This window comes from Pseudomonas sp. P5_B2 (assembly GCF_056400445.1).
Window position 1 is genome coordinate 1 of the sequence record NZ_JBFULH010000053.1, and the last position, 18072, is coordinate 18072.

At 58.9% G+C, this 18072-nt stretch carries 24 protein-coding genes; 16 read left to right on the plus strand and 8 right to left on the minus strand.

Annotated elements, in window-relative coordinates:
* Nucleotides 1-219: 219 nt before the first annotated feature.
* The 3 genes from AC1DRJ_RS08030 to AC1DRJ_RS08040 are packed head-to-tail and all read left to right on the plus strand — an operon-like array spanning nt 220 to nt 1751.
* Nucleotides 220-423 carry an HvfA family oxazolone/thioamide-modified RiPP metallophore gene (locus AC1DRJ_RS08030; protein WP_477791111.1) on the plus strand — a complete coding sequence of 68 codons (204 nt, stop codon included), beginning with the start codon at nt 220-222 and terminating at the stop codon, nt 421-423.
* Nucleotides 424-480: 57 nt separating this feature from the next.
* Entirely contained in the window at nt 481-996 is a 516-nt protein-coding gene (locus tag AC1DRJ_RS08035; protein WP_477801646.1) for an HvfX family Cu-binding RiPP maturation protein, read from the plus strand.
* A 56-nt stretch (nt 997-1052) separates the two neighbouring features.
* Nucleotides 1053-1751, plus strand: coding sequence for a dienelactone hydrolase family protein (locus AC1DRJ_RS08040; RefSeq protein ID WP_477801647.1), 699 nt, complete (start codon nt 1053-1055; stop codon nt 1749-1751).
* Nucleotides 1752-1824: 73 nt separating this feature from the next.
* Here AC1DRJ_RS08040 and AC1DRJ_RS08045 read toward each other — a convergent pair whose 3' ends face one another.
* Together AC1DRJ_RS08045 and AC1DRJ_RS08050 are read right to left on the minus strand one after the other, a co-directional pair.
* Nucleotides 1825-2793 carry a nitrilase-related carbon-nitrogen hydrolase gene (locus AC1DRJ_RS08045; protein WP_477801648.1) on the minus strand — a complete coding sequence of 323 codons (969 nt, stop codon included), beginning with the start codon at nt 2791-2793 and terminating at the stop codon, nt 1825-1827.
* A gap of 87 nt (nt 2794-2880) precedes the next feature.
* Nucleotides 2881-3819, minus strand: a complete 939-nt coding sequence (locus tag AC1DRJ_RS08050) for a GlxA family transcriptional regulator (RefSeq protein ID WP_477801649.1) — start codon at nt 3817-3819, stop codon at nt 2881-2883.
* A gap of 318 nt (nt 3820-4137) precedes the next feature.
* Between AC1DRJ_RS08050 and AC1DRJ_RS08055 the strand changes: the two genes are divergently transcribed.
* Nucleotides 4138-4632, plus strand: a complete 495-nt coding sequence (locus AC1DRJ_RS08055; protein WP_477801650.1) for a PaaI family thioesterase — start codon at nt 4138-4140, stop codon at nt 4630-4632.
* Nucleotides 4633-4643: 11 nt separating this feature from the next.
* Here AC1DRJ_RS08055 and AC1DRJ_RS08060 read toward each other — a convergent pair whose 3' ends face one another.
* On the minus strand, nt 4644-5252 hold the full coding sequence (locus AC1DRJ_RS08060; protein ID WP_477801651.1) for a cell wall hydrolase: 609 nt from the start codon (nt 5250-5252) through the stop codon (nt 4644-4646).
* A gap of 140 nt (nt 5253-5392) precedes the next feature.
* Here AC1DRJ_RS08060 and AC1DRJ_RS08065 point away from each other — a divergent pair, with 140 nt between their 5' ends.
* Nucleotides 5393-6244, plus strand: coding sequence for a CAP domain-containing protein (locus AC1DRJ_RS08065; protein ID WP_477801652.1), 852 nt, complete (start codon nt 5393-5395; stop codon nt 6242-6244).
* Between the two features lie 31 nt (nt 6245-6275).
* On the opposite strand, the gene AC1DRJ_RS08070 is transcribed toward AC1DRJ_RS08065, so the two are convergent.
* The gene (locus AC1DRJ_RS08070; protein WP_477791104.1) at nt 6276-6512 is read right to left on the minus strand and encodes a hypothetical protein; all 237 of its coding nucleotides are present in this window, start codon (nt 6510-6512) and stop codon (nt 6276-6278) included.
* Between the two features lie 201 nt (nt 6513-6713).
* Between AC1DRJ_RS08070 and AC1DRJ_RS08075 the strand changes: the two genes are divergently transcribed.
* Nucleotides 6714-8477 (plus strand): L-lactate permease, encoded by a 1764-nt coding sequence (locus tag AC1DRJ_RS08075; RefSeq protein WP_477801653.1) that lies wholly within the window; start codon nt 6714-6716, stop codon nt 8475-8477.
* A 102-nt stretch (nt 8478-8579) separates the two neighbouring features.
* Nucleotides 8580-9467, plus strand: coding sequence for a YghX family hydrolase (gene yghX / locus AC1DRJ_RS08080; protein WP_477801654.1), 888 nt, complete (start codon nt 8580-8582; stop codon nt 9465-9467).
* A 47-nt stretch (nt 9468-9514) separates the two neighbouring features.
* Here the strand turns inward: yghX and AC1DRJ_RS08085 are convergent, their stop codons facing one another.
* Complete coding sequence (locus AC1DRJ_RS08085) at nt 9515-9658, minus strand: hypothetical protein (RefSeq protein ID WP_477801655.1); 144 nt, start codon at nt 9656-9658, stop codon at nt 9515-9517.
* Between the two features lie 8 nt (nt 9659-9666).
* Entirely contained in the window at nt 9667-10455 is a 789-nt protein-coding gene (locus AC1DRJ_RS08090) for a DeoR/GlpR family DNA-binding transcription regulator (protein WP_477801656.1), read from the minus strand.
* 112 nt (nt 10456-10567) lie between these two features.
* On the opposite strand from AC1DRJ_RS08090, the gene AC1DRJ_RS08095 reads away from it, so the two are divergent.
* The 3 genes from AC1DRJ_RS08095 (at nt 10568) to AC1DRJ_RS08105 (ending at nt 12553) form a co-directional block, all read left to right on the plus strand.
* The gene (locus AC1DRJ_RS08095; protein WP_477801657.1) at nt 10568-11446 is read left to right on the plus strand and encodes a serine hydrolase domain-containing protein; all 879 of its coding nucleotides are present in this window, start codon (nt 10568-10570) and stop codon (nt 11444-11446) included.
* Nucleotides 11447-11564: 118 nt separating this feature from the next.
* Nucleotides 11565-12371 (plus strand): DUF2092 domain-containing protein, encoded by an 807-nt coding sequence (locus AC1DRJ_RS08100; protein ID WP_477801658.1) that lies wholly within the window; start codon nt 11565-11567, stop codon nt 12369-12371.
* Nucleotides 12368-12553, plus strand: coding sequence for a hypothetical protein (locus AC1DRJ_RS08105; protein ID WP_477801659.1), 186 nt, complete (start codon nt 12368-12370; stop codon nt 12551-12553). Before AC1DRJ_RS08100 ends, AC1DRJ_RS08105 begins: the two co-directional genes overlap by 4 nt.
* 31 nt (nt 12554-12584) lie before the next feature.
* Here AC1DRJ_RS08105 and AC1DRJ_RS08110 read toward each other — a convergent pair whose 3' ends face one another.
* Entirely contained in the window at nt 12585-13253 is a 669-nt protein-coding gene (locus AC1DRJ_RS08110; protein ID WP_477801660.1) for an ATPase, read from the minus strand.
* A 221-nt stretch (nt 13254-13474) separates the two neighbouring features.
* Here AC1DRJ_RS08110 and AC1DRJ_RS08115 point away from each other — a divergent pair, with 221 nt between their 5' ends.
* Nucleotides 13475-13921: a hypothetical protein gene (locus tag AC1DRJ_RS08115; RefSeq protein ID WP_477801661.1), complete on the plus strand. Its 447-nt coding sequence runs from the start codon at nt 13475-13477 to the stop codon at nt 13919-13921.
* A 74-nt stretch (nt 13922-13995) separates the two neighbouring features.
* Nucleotides 13996-14904, plus strand: coding sequence for an alpha/beta fold hydrolase (locus tag AC1DRJ_RS08120; RefSeq protein ID WP_477801662.1), 909 nt, complete (start codon nt 13996-13998; stop codon nt 14902-14904).
* 39 nt (nt 14905-14943) lie between these two features.
* On the opposite strand, the gene AC1DRJ_RS08125 is transcribed toward AC1DRJ_RS08120, so the two are convergent.
* Nucleotides 14944-15144 carry a YbdD/YjiX family protein gene (locus AC1DRJ_RS08125; RefSeq protein ID WP_477801663.1) on the minus strand — a complete coding sequence of 67 codons (201 nt, stop codon included), beginning with the start codon at nt 15142-15144 and terminating at the stop codon, nt 14944-14946.
* A gap of 357 nt (nt 15145-15501) precedes the next feature.
* Between AC1DRJ_RS08125 and AC1DRJ_RS08130 the strand changes: the two genes are divergently transcribed.
* From AC1DRJ_RS08130 to AC1DRJ_RS08145, 4 genes are all read left to right on the plus strand, one after another.
* Nucleotides 15502-16107 carry an SCO family protein gene (locus tag AC1DRJ_RS08130; protein WP_477801664.1) on the plus strand — a complete coding sequence of 202 codons (606 nt, stop codon included), beginning with the start codon at nt 15502-15504 and terminating at the stop codon, nt 16105-16107.
* On the plus strand, nt 16107-16580 hold the full coding sequence (locus AC1DRJ_RS08135; protein WP_477801665.1) for a copper chaperone PCu(A)C: 474 nt from the start codon (nt 16107-16109) through the stop codon (nt 16578-16580). The genes AC1DRJ_RS08130 and AC1DRJ_RS08135 overlap by 1 nt, the downstream gene beginning before the upstream one ends.
* A gap of 112 nt (nt 16581-16692) precedes the next feature.
* Nucleotides 16693-17118, plus strand: coding sequence for a hypothetical protein (locus AC1DRJ_RS08140; RefSeq protein WP_477801666.1), 426 nt, complete (start codon nt 16693-16695; stop codon nt 17116-17118).
* Between the two features lie 103 nt (nt 17119-17221).
* Nucleotides 17222-17440, plus strand: coding sequence for a PLD nuclease N-terminal domain-containing protein (locus tag AC1DRJ_RS08145; RefSeq protein ID WP_477801667.1), 219 nt, complete (start codon nt 17222-17224; stop codon nt 17438-17440).
* Nucleotides 17441-18072: the final 632 nt, after the last annotated feature.

Sequence of the window (18072 nt, forward strand, 5' to 3'; positions counted from 1 at the left end):
CCCTCACCAAAGGGCCCCCTCGCCACAGGGTTCACTCCCACATTTTTAGATGTGTGGTGGCTGTGTATCAGCGTGTATACAGCCCGCCCCCTGACACACCCCACCCATAAAACCCGCCCGCAACGACACATCGCAGATACACCTGCTTGATGAACTACGCCTGTCGATTGGCCAAGCCGATCAACGCGCTCAACTCACTCAATGCTACGGAGTATCACCATGTTCAAACTCTCAACGTCCTCCCTGACCCTCGGCCTGCTCATCGCCGGTGGCCTGGCCCTGTCAAACGTCGCTTCGGCCTCCGAATCCGAAGCGTTCAGCATGAAACAACTGGCCCACGGCTACAGCCAGGTCCAGGCCGACACCGCGGAAAAACCCGCCGAAGGCAAATGTGGCGAAGGCAAGTGCGGCGCCAGCGAGTAACCCGTCGCGCGGGGCACGTCGTGGCCCCGCATTCCAGACTCAGTGGAGATCAATCCCATGAACATCTCACTCGCATCGGCCGTGAAAGGCCTGCACCTGAACCTCGACCGCGCCGGTAGCTGGCTCGCGCCCTTGACCTTGCGATTGTTCATCGCCTGGGAGTTTTTTGAGTCGGGCCTGGAAAAATGGAACGGCGACAACTGGTTTGCCGACATCCAGGAGCGTTTTCCGTTTCCGTTCGACCAACTGCCGGCCACGCTGAACTGGGAATTGTCGATGTGGGCCGAGCTGATTGGCGCCCTCGCCATTCTGGTGGGCTTCGGCACGCGGGTATCGGCAATCAGCCTGATTGTGGTCACTGTGGTCGCCACAGCCGCCGTTCACTGGCCGGCCGATTGGTCTACATTAAGTGAGCTTGCCCAAGGTTACGCCATCAGCAACAAGGGTCATGGCAACTTCAAACTGCCGCTGATCTACCTCGCCGCCCTGATGCCCTTGTTGCTCTCGGGTGCCGGCAAGCTGAGCCTCGATACGCTGCTGGCGCGAATTTTCTGGCGCCGTCACAATCGTTGAGATGCTACCGTGGCAAGCTTCACTCTTCACCTCACTTTGCGTAGACAGGAGCCCCCATGAGCGTGACCACCCAATGGATCGACATCGACAGCGACGAAGGTACGTTCGGCGCTTACCTGGCCATTCCTCATACCCAAAGCGGTCCGGGGATCGTACTGATCCAGGAGATCTTCGGTGTCAACGAGCACATCCGCTCGGTCGCCGAGCAATACGCCGCTGATGGTTATCTGGTGATCGTGCCGGACCTGTTCTGGCGCAACGGCCATCGCATCGAACTGACCTACGACGAATCGGGCTGGAAACGCGCCGTCGAGTTGATGAACGCCACCGATATCACCAAGGCCCAGGCCGACATCAAACTGGCTATCGACGCGCTCGATGACCAGCCAGGGCTCGATGGCGGCATCGCGTCCATCGGTTATTGCTTTGGCGGCCTGCTCTCGTACCTCACCGCCGCCAACGGACTGGTGGAAGTGGCCGTCGCCTACTACGGCGGCGGCATCCAGAATCACCTGGACCGCGCCGATGACATTGAAGTGCCTTTGCTGATGCACTTCGGTGAACAGGACAGCCACATTCCGCTGGAAGCCGTGGAGAAAATCGCCGAACGTTTCGACACCAACGATAACGTGGAAATTGTCGTGTATCCGGAAGCCGAACATGGCTTCAACTGCTCGCACCGCGACAGCTACAACCAGCGCGCAGCGGCCGAGGCGCATGGCAATACGCTGATCTTTTTGGGTCAGGAACTGTAAAAACCGTCTGCCATGAAAAAGGCCCCTTCATCGCTTGATGAAAGGGCCTTTTTTGTTGGGCGCGTTTACCGGATCACAGCTCTTCCGGTTGAGCCGTAACGGCCAACGCCGGCTGAGCATTACGCTCATGAACATGGCGATGGGGCGTGCGGTCGATGTTCAGGCTCAGAATCTCCGGACGGCTGTAGTGGCCACGGCCGTCCATTTGGCGTTTGCGGATCTCGATCTCGAACAAGTCGAGGTCAGCGATGACCTCGCCTTCGCCTTCGGTCAGCGCGCCGATCACTTCGCCTTGCGGGTCAATAATCGCGGTGTAACAACCGCCGGAAATCGGGCCGATCTCGCAACCGGTGTCGGCCATGATTTGCGCTTGCTGTTCCGGGTACAGCCAGGCGGTCGAGTTGACCACGAAGCACGCCGATTCCAGCGCGTGCATGCGGATGCTGACTTCCATCTGACGGGTGAAGCGCTCACCGGCAAACGAACCGGGGTACATCGAGGCGTGGATCTGCTCGCCGTCTTCGATCAAGGCATACCGCGCCAGCGGGTTGTAATGCTCCCAGCACGCCAGTTGACCTATACGGCCGACGGCACTGTCGGTGGCGCGCAGGCCGGAGCCATCGCCCATGCCCCAGATCATGCGTTCGTGATAGGTCGGCGAAATCTTGCGACGCGCTTGGATCAGGGTGCCGTCGGCATCAAACAGCAGCTGCGTGTTGTACAGCGTGCTGCCATCGCGCTCATTGACGCCGATGGACACCACCATGTTGGCTTCCCTGGCARCCTTGCCGATTTCATCGGTGGTCGCCGACGGCACTACCACGGCCTGATCGAGCAGCTTGTAATGCTCGGAACCCATTTTGAAAGGCGCCTGCACAAAGGAGAAATACGGGTAGTACGGCACGATGGTTTCCGGGAAAACGGCGAACTGCACGCCCTTCTCGCCGAGTTCGCGAATCTTGTTAACGACCTTTTCTACCGTGCCTTCACGACTGTAGAGCACGGGGGCGATTTGGACGGCAGCGGCTTTGATGATAGTCATGGCGGTGATCTCACTGAGGGATTGGGCTTCAACGAGATCGAGATTACGGCAATAATATTTTGTCTTAAATGCCAAATACACCACCTTTCAGGACATCGACCGATTAGCGCGCTGAATGACCTGTGGCGGCTGTCCGAACGCACGAATAAACGCCCGGCGCATGCGCTCCCGGTCGCCAAACCCGGTTTGCGTCGCCACCACATCGATGGCGTGTCGACCGGTTTCCATCATCAATCGCGCCGCTTCCACCCGCAGGTTTTCGATGGCTTTGGCCGGCGTTTGACCGGTTTCGGCATGGAACACCCGACTGAATTGCCGGGGACTCAGATGGGCCGCGCTGGCCAACTCCTCCACCGATAACGCGGATTTCAAGTGTTGTTTGGCATAGGTCAACGCCGCCTGGATCCGGTCGGTCTTCGGTTCGAGTTCCAGCATCACCGAAAACTGCGACTGGCCACCCGCGCGGCGGTGATACACCACCAATTGGCGCGCCACCGTGCGTGCAACGTCGGCACCAAGGTCCGATTCAACCAGCGCCAGAGCCAGGTCGACACAGGCACTCATTCCGGCGGCGGTCCAGATATTGCCGTCATTGATGAAGATGCGGTCCTCTTCGACCAGCACCTTTGGATACGCCCGCTGCAAGGCCGGTGCATGACACCAGTGAGTGGTCGCCCGTCGACCCTCCAGCAAACCCGCTTCGGCCAGTGCAATTGCCCCGGTACAGATCGACCCCAGACGCCGGGTAGACGCACTGGCGCTGCGCAAAAACGCAACCATGCCCGGCGACGTTGGCCGGACCAGGTTGTCGCCCATCACCAGCAGCGTGTCGAACGCACGCTGATCGAATGCGCGGGTTTCCACACCGAAACCGGCGGAGGTCTGCACCATGCCACCCTGCTCGGATAACAGCGAAAGGCTGTACACCGGCTCGTCGGCACTGTTGTTGGCCAATTCGAATGTCGCGCACATGGCCAGGCCGAGTACCTGGAAACCGGGGTAAACGATGAGTCCGATGTTGAGCACAGTGGTTGTCCGTAAATGTGGTATGGCAGGTTTCAAGCCATCTGAGCAGGACTCTACTCTGCGGTGAACTGCACCGGTATTGAAAATAAGCACCCGGATGGACTAATGGCGATCATTAAGGCAAGGCGCAAAACCTGTGGGAGCGAGCCTGCTCGCGATAGCGGACTKACATTCAACATTGATGTCGACTGTTACACCGCCATCGCGAGCAGGCTCGCTCCCACAAGGATTGCGGCATTACCCGGATGGCGCAATGGACTTAACCTCGTCCCAGCGTTTTAATCGCAGAGGACTTTCAAAGCACAACAAGGGATCACAATGCTCGACATTTCCATGCAAGACAGCGCCGCACCGGATGGCGTGTGCTACGGCTGCGGCAGCCGTAACCCTCACGGGCTGCACGTCAAAAGCCACTGGCACGAAGATGGCGTTCACGTCGTTGCCGAGCATCTGCCCGACGCCAAATACTGCGGCTGGCCGGATCTGGTGTACGGCGGATTGATTGCGATGTTGGTGGATTGCCACTCCAACTGGACCGCCATGGCTTACCACTACCAGGCAGAAAACCGCGAACCGGGCTCACTGCCGCGCATCGACTGCGTCACCGGCAACCTTGGGATCAAGTTCATCAAACCGACGCCGATGGGCGTTGCGCTGACCTTGCGCGCCAGGGTTGAGGGCGATGTCGGGCGCAAGACCCGGGTCATCTGCGAGATCTTCGCCGACGGCGTGCTCACGGCCGTAGGTGATTCGGTTTTTGTTCGGGTCGATACCGGGCAACTGGCCGCCGCCGCGCATGGTCGTGATGTGTAAGGGCTTTATCACTACTTCGCCTTCCCGTTATTGGGTTTGTAGAACACGAACAACCCGATACTCGCCGTTTTGATGTACTTCCTGGCCCAGACCGGCTTCACCGTCTTGTCATGGAAGTACATCGCGCCGCCTGTACGATCCGGCAGCTGCTTGTTCAGCGCCTTGCGCGCGATTTCCTTGGCCAACTCATATTGGGTTTCTTCCTGGACCTTGTCCGGGCGCCCGTCGCACCACCAGGAAAACTGGCAGTTTTTGGTTTCGGAACCTTGCTTGACCACCGCGCACACGGTGTCAGGAAAACCTTCGTGGCCTAGGCGGTTCATCACCACGCTGGCCACCGCTTCCATATCCGCCGCGTTCTTGCCTTTGGCTTCCCAGTAAATGGAGCGGGCCATACAAGTAATCGCATCGTCCAGCGGGGACTTGCCGGCCGGGTCGACGGCCTGGACTTCGGTCGGGGTGATGGTCTGGGACTTGGGCACCGGCACATTGCTGCCCTTCTCTGCCGCCTTGTGTTCCAGCACCTGCGCCTTGTCTTCCGCCACCTTTTGATCGTCCGCTATGGCCTGTCCGGCGAGCAGTGAAACGACGAGCACCGCGACGATCCAATTGACGGGCATAGTGCAAACACTCAGGTAGGCGTCGGCATAGTGTAGTAGCGAAATCATGTCAGCTACGGAGTCATAAACTGCAAAAAAGCCATTGCCTTGTACGGGGGGAGTTCGCGCATCATGGGCACAGTCCGTCCGAGGGGGTTTTCATGCACGTCTTATCATCCGCTATGCGCATTTCGGGGTTGTCGCTGGGTCTGGTGCTTGCCAATACGGCCGTGGCGTCGGAGGAAACGCAGCTGACCGACTCGATCAACGCCTTTCGCAGCCTGACGCAGAATTGCGCCGGTCAGGTCTCGTCAGAGTTGCCACCGCTAAGCAGCGATCCGCGTCTGGTATTACCGGCCAGAGGACCGGTCGACTTGCAGCAGGCCATGGTCCGTGCGTCATATCCGATGTTCAATGTGCAAGCGATTACCCTGACCGGCCCACGTGATGCGCAAGCGGCGATGATGGCGGTGCAGGAAAGCTTCTGCCAGGTGGTGCTGGACCCAAAATTCATCGACATCGGTGTCAGCCGCCAAGGCAACGATTGGCGAATCGTGCTCGCCCGTCCCCTGTTACCCGCGCGCCAGGGCGATGCCGCCGCCGAAGGCCAGAAGCTGTTGGTCGAGCTCAACGCCGCGCGCACCCAACCGCGTAAATGCGGCGGCCAGGCGTTTGCCGCGACCACAGCGCTGGCCTGGAACGCCCTGTTGGCGTCTGCCGCCGAAACCCACTCCCGGGCCATGGCCAACGGCAACTTTTTCGATCACAAGGACCGTGATGGCCGCACGCCCGGTGACCGCGCGGAACTGGCGGGTTACAACTTCCAGCAGATAGGCGAGAACATTGCCGCCGGACAAGACACCGTGCGCAAGGTGGTCGACGGCTGGCTGGCCAGCCCCGGTCATTGCGCCAACCTGATGAATCCACAGTTCCGTGAACTCGGCGCCGCTTACGCGGTGGACCCGAAGAGCGATGCGGGAATTTACTGGACGGCCATGTTCGGTACGCAATAAGGACGATGATCAGAGCAGTGATCAGCCGCTCTTACAGCGTTTGCTGACTGTTGCCAACGGTTTTGGCCTTTTCGATGGCCCAGTCCATCGCCGCCTCCATGTCCAGCAAATGCGGGGATGGATGGTGGTCCTCTTCAATCACCGAGCCGTCCGGCCGGTACACACCGATCAGCATTTTCAAGGAGCCGTCTTTCAGTATCTCGGCTGTGACCTTGATCGAGCATCCGTTGGAAAGCGTCTCCTTGTGTTCCTCATGGCGTTCAGTCATTGCTGTCTCCCTCTCGTGGTGAATGGATCGGGTCAGTCATCCTTTCTGAGCGTAGTAGAAGTTCGCCCGGGATCATTGCCCGGCACGGCACGTTTCAACAAAGACGTACCTCCCGAGACAGGGGCGGAATGCCACCTATACTGCTTTCCACCAACCCCGCCCGGGGCCTGCACTACCGACAATAAAAAGCAGAGGTGGAACATGGTTTGGCAGCAAGTCTACGATCCCTTCGGTAACCCGGTCATTTCAACCCTCATGGCCGCCGTGCCGGTGGTGGTGATGCTGGCCGCCCTGGCGTTTTTCCACATCAAGGCGCACATGGCTGCGTTACTCGCGCTGGCGTCTGCCCTGGTGATTGCGATCCTGGCTTTCGGCATGCCGGCGGGCATGGCCGGCTCGGCGGCGTTGTTCGGCGCTGCCAACGGCTTGCTGCCGATTGGCTGGATCGTGCTCAACATCATCTTCCTGCACCGACTGACCACCGAGAACGGCTCGTTCAAAGTGCTGCAGGATTCCCTGGCGCGCATCACCGACGACCGACGACTGCAATTGCTGCTGATCGCCTTCTGTTTCGGCGCGTTTTTCGAGGGCGCGGCCGGCTTCGGTACACCGGTGGCGGTGACCGGTGCGATCCTGATCGGGCTCGGCTTCTCACCTTTGGCCGCGTCCGGCCTGGCCTTGATCGCCAATACCGCACCGGTTGCGTTTGGCGCACTGGGCACGCCGATCATTACGTTGGCCAAAGTGACCGGGCTGGATGAAATGGAGCTGTCGATGATGGTCGGTCGCCAGCTACCCTTCTTCTCGGTCCTGGTGCCGTTCTGGTTGATCTGGGCCTTCGCCGGTTGGCGCAAAATGCTGGAAATCTGGCCGGCGATTCTCGTGGCCGGGGTCAGCTTCGCGGTACCGCAATTCCTGGTATCCAACTACCACGGCCCGATGCTCGTAGACGTGATCGCCGCGCTGATTTCCATGGCCTGCCTGACGGGTTTCCTCAGGGTCTGGAAACCCGCCACGGTGCACACCTCGGCCGCCTTGACCGGACGCGTCGACAACTCGAAGATCGACGAAGAGCATCAGCACACGCCCGAGGTCAGCGCGACCTTTGCCAGCGATGCCAAACCGGCGGTGATGCGCGCCTGGATGCCGTGGATCATTCTCACGGTCTTCGTCTTCGCCTGGGGCACACAGAGCTTCAAAAACATGTTCGATACTCGCCCGGCGATCGATCCGGCCACCAGCTCGGCCAAACTCGACCCGCAAGGCAAACCGATGCGCGAGGCGAACCCGATCTTCGCCCCGATCGTGACCTTTACCAACCTGCACCAGCAGGTTGAAAAAGTACCGCCGGTGGTGCCTGCACCTAAAACCGAGGACGCGATCTACAAGTTCACCTGGTTCACCTCCACCGGTACCGGCATCTTGCTCTCTGCCATCCTCGGCGGCCTGCTGATGGGCTACTCGATTCCGCAACTGGTACGCCATTACCTGCGAACGATATGGGTGGTGCGCTACTCGCTGATCACCATTGTGGCGATGCTGGCCCTGGGTTACCTCACGCGTTACTCGGGACTGGACGCCACCATGGGCCTGGCCTTCGCCGCGACCGGTATTTTCTACCCCATGTTTGGCACCCTCCTCGGCTGGCTCGGCGTGGCCCTGACTGGCTCCGACACCGCGTCCAACGTGCTGTTCGGCGGCTTGCAACGGGTGACCGCCGAACAACTGGGGCTCAGCCCGGTGCTGATGGCGGCGGCGAACAGTTCTGGCGGGGTCATGGGCAAAATGGTCGACGCGCAGTCGATTGTGGTGGCGTCCACGGCAACGCGCTGGTACGGGCATGAAGGGGAAATTCTGCGGTATGTGTTCTTCCACTCGATCGTGCTGGCGATTATGGTCGGTGGGTTGGTGACGTTGCAGGCGTATGTGGCGCCGTTCAGCCACATGGTGGTGGGCGGGCATTAGTCCGTACGACCCACGGTTTGCTACACCCCGGACAAATTGTCCGGGGTGTGCGGCAAACGCTGCTTTACTGGATTGAATCTTTAACAAACGGGAAACGCCCCTATGGAACGTCTCACCGCCAAAGATTTCGCCCCCGAACTGCTCGAACTCTACGATTACTACGTCCATGGCAAGATCAACCGGCGCGAGTTTCTCGATCGCGCGGCGTTATTCGCCTTGGGCGGTTTGACCGCCGGCGCCCTGCTCGCCTCCCTGAGCCCCAACTATGCGCTTGCCGAACAAGTCGAGTTTACCGACCCGGACATCATCGCCGAGTACATCACCTACCCCTCACCCAAGGGCCACGGCAATGTGCGCGGCTATCTGGTGCGCCCGGCCAAAGTCACCGGCAAAGTGCCGGCTGTGCTGGTCGTACATGAAAACCGTGGGCTCAATCCGTACATCGAAGACGTCGCCCGACGCCTCGCCAAAGCCGGGTTCATCGCCCTCGCCCCCGACGGTCTGAGCTCGGTCGGCGGCTACCCCGGCAACGACGACAAGGGCCGCGAGCTACAGGCGAAGGTCGACCCCGAAAAACTCATGAATGATTTTTTCGCCGGCATCGAGTGGCTATCGAAAAACGACGCGACCACGGGGAAAGTCGGCATCACCGGCTTTTGCTACGGCGGGGGTGTCTCCAACGCGGCGGCCGTGGCCTATCCGGAACTGGCGGCAGCCGTGCCTTTTTATGGTCGCCAGCCTAAAGCGGAGGATGTGGCCAGGATCAACGCGCCCTTGCTGCTGCATTACGGCGAGTTGGACAAAGGCATCAATGATGGATGGCCAGCGTACGAATCAGCGTTGAAAGCCGCCGGCAAAACCTATGAGGCCTATATTTATCCGGGCGTTAACCATGGTTTTCATAACGACTCGACGCCTCGCTACGATGAGGCCGCAGCCAAACTGGCGTGGGACCGGACGATCGCCTGGTTTCGCAAGTATCTGGCTTAGAAGGCGTGCTGTCAGCACAGGCCGCAGGTATCAATTCCTTCGATCATTCACATCACCAAGCCGAATTTTTTATTTTCCTCCGACGTATTCAAGATGGCGACATCTCGAATACGTCGGACGATACCTTCATGAACCTGAATTTTGCCTTTGCCTGCTTCATCGTCGTGTCGTTTGCGATTGCGCTCGGGCATGGTTGAGTTCAGGCATCCACCTGAATCACCTCGATACCCAACCGCTGATAATCCTCAATGTTGCCCGACGCCACCTGTTGCTCGGTGATCAGCGTGTGGATGCGATTGCACGGCGCGACAACGAATGGCTCCACCGCGCCCAGTTTGTCCGCCGTGGTCACCGCCACCACGTGCGATGCGCTGTCGATCATCGCCTGCTTCACCGGCGCCTCATCGAAATGCAGCGAGCTGATGCCGACTTCCGGGTGAATCGCGCAGATGCCAATGAACAGCAGATCCGCCTTGATGCCCTCGATCAGCCGCAGGGTTTCATGCCCGCTGGCCGACATCGTCGCGCGGTTGAGTTGACCACCGGCCAGGATCACTTTGATGCCTTTGTACTCGGCCAAGGCGATGGCGATCATTGGCGAGGCGGTCACGGCCGTGATGGCAATGTCCGAGGGCAGCGACCGCGCGATTTGCAGCGTGGTGCTGCCTGAGTCGAACATCACAATCTGGCCATCCTGCACCCGGCGTGCGGCGAGTTGTGCCAGCTGCGTTTTCACCTCATCGGTTTCACCAACCCGGGTGAAGAAATCCTTGCCCGTGTCTTTAGGCCGCGGCAACGCCCCGCCATGCACCCGTTGCACCAACCCGGCGCTGGCGAGTTCTGACAGATCGCGGCGAATGGTGTCTTCGGAAACAGCGAAATGCTGGCTGAGCTCGGAGGCCATGACCTTGCCGTCGCGCTCAAGGAGCAGGAGGATTTTTTGCCGGCGCACTGAAGGTAGTTCGGTTGCAGCGTGCTGATCGTGCATGTTTATGCCTGATAGTGCGGGTTTGTGCGAGGTTAGCCAAGCCGCCGATAAAACTCAATCGAGGGTTTCTGGCACACTCCCACGACACCTTCGTCCAGAGCAGCCATCGCCCATGCTTTTCGCCCTTGTCTCAAACGGTTCACCGCTCACGCCTGCACAGCCTGACGTGACAGTTCCCTGGTGGAGTTTTACCAAAACCGTGCTGTGCGCCGCAGCCCTTTCGCTGGTGCGTGATGGCAAGTTTGATCTGGACGATACGCTGCCGGAAGGCCCCTTCACCCTGCGCCAAGTGCTGCGGCATGAAGCCGGGTTGGCCGATTATGGCGAGCTGGCGGAGTACCACGCCGCTGTGGCGCGCAACGAAACGCCGTGGCCCGCCGATGACATGCTGCAACGCCTGGAAGCGACCCGATTGCGATACGCACCCGGTGACGGCTGGAGGTATTCGAACGTGGGTTACTTGTACGTAGCCAGTTTCATCGAGCGTCTGACCGGACTGACGCTCGACGAGGCGCTGACCCGACTGGTTTTTTCACCCCTCGGTTTGTCACGTGTGCGCCTGGTCACGAAGCGAGCCGATCTGCAGGGCGTGAGCATGGGCGCCGCGCAAGCGTACGATCCGGGCTGGGTTTATCACGGCCTGCTGGCCGGCCCGCTGGATGAAGCCGCGCTTTGTCTGGATCGTCTACTGGCCGGCCAAACCTTGCCGTCGTCGTTACTGCAAGAGATGCAAATGGCGCGGATGCTTGGCGGTCCGATGGCCGGACGACCCTGGGTTGCGCCTGGCTACGCCCTGGGGCTGATGCAAGGCGCGGTCGAAGGTGGATTGATATTAAGTGGGCACACCGGCTGTGGACCGGGCAGCGTGATCGCGGTCTACCGCTGCGCCAAAGGCGACGACACCGCCAGTTGCGCGGTTTTTGCCGAAGTTGGGCTCGATGGGGCTGTCGAAGCAGAGGCTGTCGGTCACTTGATCAATTGCCTTGAATAACTCGGACCTGTCCGCTAAAGAATTAGCCCGGATGAGTGGTCGTTCATTACTTGTGTGATGGGACTAACGTTGTAAGTCCACACCGAGCAATCCGGTATTCTCACAGCGGTGAACTTCCATGGACAAGATCGCCCGACAGTTAATCGAATCCTCGACAATCCGCTTCGCCGGCGCCGGATTGGCTTTAATAGTGGGATTGAGCATTCCTATCGCCGCCCATGCCGATGAGGCGTACGCGAAAAATCTGCTCAAGAGCATGTCCGACTACCTGACCGCGCAAAAAAACATATCGTTCAACTACGACACAAACTTTGAAGTCATCACCAAGGAAAAACAGAACCTTGCGCTGGCCGCTTCCGGCGCGACCGTCATCAGCCGCCCCGACAAGATGCGCAACACGCGTGCGGGTGGATTTGTCGACATGGAAATGCTGTTTGACGGCACTACCCTGACCTTGTTCGGCAAGAACACCAACACTTATACGCAAGTGGCTGTGCCCGGCACGCTGGATCATTTGATTGATGAATTAAGGGAAAAGTACGACCGACCTTTGGCCGGTGCCGACCTGTTCGTGACCAACCCTCAAGAGTCGTTAATGAAGGGCGTGACCAACATAAAGGACTTGGGCAGTGGCGTGATCGGTGGCGTCGAGTGCGATCACCTGGCATTCAGAAGCAAAGCCGTGGATTGGCAGATCTGGATCGCCCAAGGTGAACGTCCTTACCCTTGCCGCTACGTCATCACCTCAAAACAGGTCGCGGGCGGGCCGCAGTACAGCATTCAGTTCAGTAACTGGAAGACCGGCGATGAAGTTGCCGCTGACGATTTCACCTTTAACAACTCAACGAATGCGCAGAAAATCGATTTGAAAGACCTCCCCGGCGATGCGTTGCCGAAGAACTTTGTGCGAGGACCTGCCAAATGAACGTTTTGATAAAAACAGGCGGTTTGCTACTGGGCGGCTTTGTGCTGATCGCAGCGCTTGAAGTCGGTGAAACCCTGTCGATCCCCGGCGTACACAGCGCTATTTCCCAAGCCCAGGCAGAAGTCGGACGCCCTCTTTCACCGGTCAGCGTTGCCGGCGTGGCGCGGCGTAGCAACCGGTGATGACAACCCAGGCTTGAACACCGGAGCCGGGTCAGTTAATGGCAACGTGCGCCACACTGCCCGACTTCACCAACGCCTTGAGCGAAGCATCAAATTGCTTCAGCGCGTTCACTTGCAAATCGGTTTGCTGGTCGATTTGCGCCGCAATCTCCGGCGCCGCTTTGCCATGCACCCAGACCGAAGGCATTTGCTGTGCGCGTGAGCCTTCGGCTTGGCCGATGTACTGCAGGTCTGCATCGTAGAATTTGGCCATAAAGCGTGCTTCGACCTGATTATTACGCTTGGACACCAGACGGCTGTAGGTGTCCAGCATCACCACGACATCGGGATGGGCTTGCACCAGCGCGTCGAGGTTGTCGTAGACGGTCACCGAGCCGAATTGTTTTTGCAGCGAGCCCATGAGCCAGTTGATCGCAAGCTTCGGATCGGAGCTGTTGACGAAGGCGTTGCTGATGCGCGAATCCAGCTGCGGATTCTTCGCGCCGTTCACCGCAACCGCATGGTACTGCTCAAGGTATTGGAGGGTGTTGAGGGTGTTTTCGCTGTAGAGCACGCCTACCGATCGGGCATGCTGCAGGCCGCTTGTACTGTCGGCGATCGGCAGGAAATGGCAAGACGGGTCAGCCGCGTAAGCCGGGCCAGTGGCGGCGACGCTGCCGGTGAATACGGCAATAAAAGCCAGCAAGGTAGACATTCTCATCGCGCAGGTTCCTTCAAGGGCGAGTTTGGTATGTGGCTATCCTCCTCGCTTGGCGAAAAAACAGAACTTGCATTGCTTGATGATGAGTATTGATCAAACCAATGGTGACTCGATGAGCCTGGGCTACGCTGTTCTGATGCCCTTGTTTCAGCACTCACCCATGGAGCCTAAACGTGCATCGAAATTCTACTGCTGCTATCGCCTTGACCCTGTTATGCGCCTTGACCCTGTTATTCGCCTTTTCAAATTCAGCCTCTGAGGGTACGCCCGCCCTGAATGAAGCCCGCACCCTCGTCGCCAAGGCCCACATGGGCAGTAATCTGCCGGCCCTTGCACTGTCGACGGCGCAGGGAACAGTGCCCTACTCGGTGATTGTCGAGAAGCTGGGGGCTGACGATGCCAACCGTATCGTGTCCGAGGAAATCACCGCGTTGCTGCCCAAGTACCAGACGGAATGGGACGAGAACCTGGCGCGGGCCTATGAGAAGTCGTTCTCTGAAGTAGAACTGGCATCGCTCGTCGCTGAAGGACCCGCCTCGCAATACGTGGAAAAAGTAAAAGCACAGCAAACCACTGTCGGTGAAGAGATGCGCTCGACTTCAGAACCGATTGTGGCGGCGCTGGTGAGCGAGGCGCTGAAGGTGACCATGGAAAATCGCGTGCAATAAGGCTGAAGCCCTCGTAAAGCGGTCTACGCTGCTTCAGGTACTCCACTTCCCCACGCAAACCTTGGGAGACCCTTATGTTGCGCAGCCTGCTGACCGCTTCATTGCTGCTTGCACTCAGCCTCCCGGCACTGGCCGGGGTGATGCCATTCCCTGCGGCTTTTCATACCCAGGACATCACCGTTGACGGTGTGAAAATCCATGTGCGCGTCGGCGGCAAAGGGCCGGCCGTGGTGATGCTGCATGGCTTTGGTGACACCGGCGACATGTGGGCGCCACTGGCGGCCGACCTGGCCAAGGACCACACCGTTGTGGTGCCGGACTTGCGCGGCCTGGGGCTGTCGTCGATCCCGGACGGTGGCTATGACAAAAAGACCCAGGCGGGTGACATCCGTGGCGTGTTGGCCGCATTGGGGATTGAGCATGCTGTGGTCATCGGCCATGACATCGGCACCATGGTCGCCTTCGCCTACGCCTCGCGTTATCCGCAGCTTACGGATCGCCTCGTAGTAATGGACGCGCCGGTGCCCGGCATCCCGCCCTGGAACGATATCGTGCGCTCGCCGATGCTTTGGCACTTCGACTTTGGCGGACCGGACGCCGAGCGCTTGGTGGCCGGTCGTGAACGCATCTATCTGGACCGGTTCTGGAACGAATTCGCGGGCGACCGCAGCAAAGTCGATGAAGCCACCCGCCAGCATTACGCCAAGCTCTATGCCCGCCCCGGTGTGATGCACGCGGCCTTCGCCCAGTTCGGCAGCATTCGTCAGGACGCCGTGGACAACGAAGCCTCGATGAAAACGCGGCTGACGATGCCGGTGCTGGCCATCGGCGGGGAAAAATCCTTTGGGGCCAATGAAGCGATCGTGATGCGCAACGCGGCGGACAACGTGACCGAAGTGGTGATCCCGGGGGCGGGTCACTGGCTGATGGAGGAAGCGCCGACGCCGACCATTCAGGCGATTCGCGATTTCATTGCGCAGTGACGCAAGTGGCGCAGAAGCTTGGTGCGTTAGCAGAGGCGTTCAGCAGCAACGCGTCGTACACTGCTTGCCGCCGTATCGGGCCTCCTGACGCTCACGAATAAACATCGAAAGGCTCATGACCGGCTGGTCCGGGTGTTTGAGCGCCATTTGCGCGACGTAGTTATCGTAGTCCGGGACGCCGACCATCAAACGCGCGCCTTGGCTGAGGAAGCTGGCTGCTTGCTGTAGTTTTCGGTACATGGCAATGCTCTCATTGTGGTTTGGGACATCCCCATCAAACCGCACTTATGTATCTGGAATGTGTCTACGCAGCCGCAACACCACCCGTTTATCTGTAACGCCAACCGTGTAGCAGCTGCCAAGCCTGCGCAGCCGGACGCAGCCTCGCAGGCTCGGCAGCTGCTACGGGATCGTGTTATGGCTACATGCCGGGCAGCCACTGATCCGTAGTTTTCTGCCCCTTCTGTCTCTGTACTGCAACCCTCGCCGGTCCGACAATGCGCAGCTCAGCGCAACAGTTTGTTAATATCCACGCGCTTTTTTCGTCTGATCTATCAGGCGCCGTAGATTTCACCTCGCTACACAGGATTTTCCCCCATGAGTACGTTGTATACCCGTCGCACTGTCCTGCAGGGCATGAGCCTGTTAAGCCTCGGCCTGCTGGCCGGTTGCGATGACAGCAGCAAACTGTCGTTCAAGTACGGCAAGGACCTCAGCGACAAGATCATGGGCCGTACCTTCAAGCTCAAGGACGCCGATGGCGAATCCCGGATGCTGACCAGCTATCGCGGGTTGATGCCGATGGTTTTCTTCGGCTTCACCCAATGCCCGGCCGTGTGCCCGACCACCTTGGCCCGCGCCGCCCAAGCGAAAAAACTGATGGGCCGCGATGGCGAAAAGCTGCAAGTGATCTTCATCACCCTGGACCCGGAACGCGACACGCCGCAGATGCTCGACAAATACGTCAAATCATTCGACCCGACGTTCGAGGCACTGCATGGCACGCTGGAAGAAACCGCCAACACCGCCAAGGAATTCGGCGTGTTCTTCGAAAAAGTCCCCAGCGGTTCGAGCTACACCCTCTCCCACACCGCGACCAGTTACGTCTTCGACTCCCGGGGCAACCTGCGCCTGGGGCTGTCCGCGTCCCTTACCGCCCAAGAGTGCGCAGAAGACCTGCTCACCGTCATGGAGGTCTGCTAATGACATCAACATCCTTCAAACGCATCAAACAACTGGTCTTGGGCCTGTCGCTGATTGGCCTGGCCTTCCAGGTGTCGGCGCAAACCCAGGTCCGCGACGCCTGGGTCCGCGCGACCGTTGCCGACCAACCGTCCACCGGCGCCTTCATGACCTTGCAAGCCGACAGCGACAGCACCCTGCTGAGCGTTCAATCGCCGGTGGCTAAAACAGTGCAGATTCACCAAATGAGCATGAAAGACGACGTGATGAAAATGGGCATGGTCGAGTCCGTGGCGCTGCCGGCGGGCAAGCCTGTGAGCTTCGACCCACATGGCTACCACGTGATGCTGATCGACCTGACCGCTCAGGTTAAAGAAGGCGATAAAGTGCCGCTGACCCTCACCGTGAAAAACGCCAAGGGCGAGCAGGAAACCATCGAAGTACAAGCCGAGGCTCGGGCACTCGGGATGATGGATCACAGCAAGATGCATTGAGGCGTTGAGCTGAAGGCTGTAGCGGATCAAAAAACCAATTGAACCCTGCAGCCCATCGCGTTTTCGAAACCCTATAGCGCCGAAGTCAGGCGCCATTGGAGAGGAAACCCCGATGAAGACCAGACTTCTGCTTCTGATCGCCTGCTTGAGCCCGACGCTGGTCATGGCTGAAAGTTGTGACGTCCAGACCCGGTCCCAAAGCCCTTCCATACCAGTGGTTGAATCCCATAGCTGCTACGAGTACGACGGCATGCCGGTGAACGCCATCGACTGGTCTTGCAGCAACGAAAGCAAAGAAATGCTCACCAGCACCAAGAAAAAAGTCGTTCAGTGCGACGATCACTACCAGGCCACGTGCATCGCCACCCTGACACAGGAATCACTGGCCAACCCACACGCCACCAGCAAGGACAAGAACAGCACCTCGCTGAACATCCCCGACAAGGCAAAAGTCACGACTTACTACTACAGTGCCGAACACCTGGGTCAGGCGAAGATTGATTGCGAGTCGGGCGGTGGGCACTGGAAAGCGCAATAGCCGTTCAAAAATCCCCCTGTAGGAACCTCACAAAAAAACTGAAATTTAATGAACCCAGCCCACAGCAATTCACCTAACTGAATGACTATCAGGAGGGTGACGCATGCACATCGAAACAATCTGGATCGTACTCACAGCAGTTCTTCTGCTTATCGAGCTATGGGCAATCAACCGAGTCCGAAAAGCCGAAGGCAAATCCAGCAACAAACTCTTGTGGATCGTGGTGATCGTGTTTGTGCCACTGATTGGGGTCGTGGCATGGGCATTGGCGGGGCCGAAACACACCGAACACAACCGGCATTCGCCGCAGGCCAGACAGTGACGCTGAATCATGTGCGCTGAGGATCTGAAAACTGCGTGATCCAAATACAAAGCCCCGCTGATTCGGGGCTTTGTCGTTTCTGGCCAACCCGCTCCGCGCAGGGCTATTGGAGATCACCAGACTTGAATCTTCCCTTCCGAAAATCATGTAGGAAACCACCCTCTGTGGCGAGGGAGCTTGCTCCCGCTGGGCGGCGAAGCCGCCCTAACCCTCGCCGCATTTCTAAACGCGCGCGCATCCTGTAGCAGGTGGTGAAGCCTGCGTCCGACTGCGCAGAAGTCGCAATTCCGGCACGCCAGGTCTACCTGACACTAAACAACCTCTGATTTCACGACTACTTCCCAGTCAAACGCAGGCTCCACTACATGATGCAGCCGGCTCTGCCTGCTTAATGTTTTATGGCGGTTGTGCGCGGGAGACCTTCAGGTCTGCCGGGTCTTGGTGTAAATCTTCCGGTCTGCGAACCCGCGCACAGCTGCCACCCACTTGTTTCGCAGCAGAAAGGTGGCAATTCTTTTTTTATAAGGATTTACACCATGTCAACTCAACTTCCGCCTCGCCGCTTCTCCCCAATGTCCCAACTCGCCACCGACTACCCCGTTGACTTTTATAAGGAGTCTACGACCCCCACC